Origin of the sequence: Bacteroides cellulosilyticus DSM 14838 (genome assembly GCF_000158035.1) — a bacterium.
GTDB classification, from domain to species: Bacteria; Bacteroidota; Bacteroidia; order Bacteroidales; family Bacteroidaceae; genus Bacteroides; species Bacteroides cellulosilyticus.
Genome location: NZ_EQ973491.1, coordinates 848,268 through 850,682, shown reverse-complemented (window position 1 = coordinate 850,682; position 2,415 = coordinate 848,268). Strand labels below are relative to the sequence as shown.

Sequence of the window (2,415 nt, the reverse complement as noted above, 5' to 3'; positions counted from 1 at the left end):
AGTTTTCTTTTTATACTCTTTTACTCACAATTTTAGATCAAGCACTTGGATGAAAGATACCTTTCCGCTTCAAGTGCTGCCTTACAGCCGCTTCCTGCTGCCGTAATAGCCTGACGATAATGCGGATCGGCAATGTCACCGGCGGCAAACACACCCGGCACTTTCGTACGAGGACTGTCGCCTTCTGTAATGATATAACCTGTCTCGTCTGTATCCAGATAGGGTTTGAAGATATCTGAGTTCGGTTGATGACCGATAGCCAGGAAGAAACCATCAATAGCCAGGTCGTAACGTTCTTCATCCGATTCACCCATACGCTTCACCAGATGAACACCTTCCACACCATTCTCTCCGAACAAGCCCACGGCATTGTGCTCAAATAGCACATCTATATTCTCATGCTTCATCACACGCTCCTGCATGATTTTGGAAGCACGCAGGAAAGGCTTCCGCACAATCAGATAAACCTTCTTAGCCAGTCCGGCCAGGTAAACAGCTTCTTCACAAGCCGTATCACCACCACCGACCACTGCTACCACCTTCTTGCGATAGAAGAAACCATCACAAGTAGCGCAAGCACTGACACCCATACCGGCATATTTCTTTTCATCATCCAATCCCAAATATTTGGCTGTAGCGCCCGTAGCAATTATCAACGTATCAGTTTCAATCACCTTCTCTTCGTCAATCGTTACTTTGTATGGAGCCGCACTCAAGTCAGAAGCGGTTGCAATACCAAAACGCAGGTCTGCACCGAAACGCTCTGCCTGTTTGCGTAAATCATCCATCAATTGCTGGCCACTGACACCCTCCGGATAACCGGGAAAGTTCTCCACATCTGTAGTTGTTGTCAACTGACCACCCGGCTGTAATCCTTCATAAAGTACCGGAGAAAGGTTGGCACGACCTGCATAAATAGCAGCAGTATAACCGGCAGGACCAGAACCTATAATCAGACATTTTACTTTTTCTGTTTCCATAATCGTTATTTATATATTTAGTTATTATCTATCTCAGATCAATCACTTCAGCAGTCGGATACGCCTTCTTGTCAAAAGTGAAAAGATGATCGTTGTATGATTCTCCCGCTTTATAAGATGTAATACGAATAGCCACGCTATTTCCACCCTTTTGCGTCATGCTGATACATAAAGGTTGAAAGGTGTCTTTCGTTACATAAATAATAACGCACTGCAAATCCTTCTTTCTATCAGAAGCAGTTAATATCACCTCATAAGCAGGTTTACCTCCATAAACATCAGTTTTGCCCAATTTCATGTGATACCCTTGCTTGTAAATAGACAGCAGGGCATAGGGATTGATACTTTGCAACTCTTCAGGAGTAGGTTCGGAAACGTTCACTTCGTCACTGTTAGTGAGATAGCTCCATTGCGTACGACCATCAAACCAGGTTTTCACCCCGTCGGCATCCAACAGGAACTTTTCTCCTTTCAGACGGATAGTCCCGACAGAACTCCCCTGCAAAACACCTTTCGCATACGTCTGAACCGTAAAATCTGCTTGAATACCTCCCGCCTGACGGAAGGCAGTAGCTGTACGGTCCAATATATCTTGGGCATCCAGTTTCTGTGCCGAAAGCGGTAATGCCAGACCGAACAGGCAGATATAAACAAAAAGAAGATTCTTCATCATTAGTTTAACACGATTTATAGTAAATTGTTCAGGCGCATTTGCAGGTCATTGTCATCGACACAAAGCACCTCGCGCGCTTTGCTGCCTTGTGCAGGTCCCACAATACCGGCTTTTTCCAATTGGTCCATCAATCGCCCGGCACGGTTATAACCGATAGCGAACTTGCGTTGGATCAACGATGTAGAACCTTGCTGATGGATGACAATCAGGCGGGCAGCATCTTCGAACAATGGGTCCAGACGTCCCATATCCACATCTCCCAAATCGTTTCCGCCACCATCTTCACCTACATACTCCGGCAAATAGAATGCGGTAGGATACCCTTGTTGCTTGGCAATAAACTTAGTAATCTCTGCTACCTCCGGTGTATCGATAAAGGCACATTGCACACGTACAGGATCTGCCCCTTGCAGGAACAACATATCACCACGTCCGATCAGCTGATTAGCTCCGGGACGGTCGAGAATAGTACGCGAGTCTATCATGGCAGATACACGGAAGGCAACACGAGCCGGGAAGTTCGCCTTGATTGTACCGGTAATGATATTCGTTGTCGGACGCTGCGTAGCGATAATCATGTGGATACCCACTGCACGCGCCAACTGAGCGATACGGGCAATAGGCAGCTCTACCTCTTTGCCCGCCGTCATAATCAAGTCACCGAACTCGTCAATCACCACCACAATGTAAGGCATAAACTTATGTCCCTTTTCAGGATTCAGCTGACGATTAATAAACTTCTCGTTATACTCCTTAATATTG

3 protein-coding genes are annotated in these 2,415 nt (G+C 46.1%); all 3 read right to left on the bottom strand.

The annotated features are described in order from the left end of the window. Window positions 1-32: 32 nt before the first annotated feature. Window positions 33-980: a thioredoxin-disulfide reductase gene (trxB, locus tag BACCELL_RS15460; RefSeq protein ID WP_007212825.1), complete on the bottom strand. Its 948-nt coding sequence runs from the start codon at window positions 978-980 to the stop codon at window positions 33-35. Window positions 981-1,008: 28 nt separating this feature from the next. After that, window positions 1,009-1,653, bottom strand: coding sequence for an outer membrane lipoprotein periplasmic chaperone LolA1 (gene lolA1 / locus BACCELL_RS15455; protein WP_007212824.1), 645 nt, complete (start codon window positions 1,651-1,653; stop codon window positions 1,009-1,011). A 14-nt stretch (window positions 1,654-1,667) separates the two neighbouring features. After that, a partial coding sequence (locus BACCELL_RS15450; RefSeq protein ID WP_007212823.1) for a DNA translocase FtsK occupies window positions 1,668-2,415 on the bottom strand: 748 nt, incomplete at its 5' end.

Coding starts and splice junctions, on each gene's coding strand:
- trxB (WP_007212825.1), bottom strand. CDS start 980: ATGGAAACAGAAAAAGTAAAATGTCTGATTATAGGTTCTGGTCCTGCC.
- lolA1 (WP_007212824.1), bottom strand. CDS start 1,653: ATGATGAAGAATCTTCTTTTTGTTTATATCTGCCTGTTCGGTCTGGCA.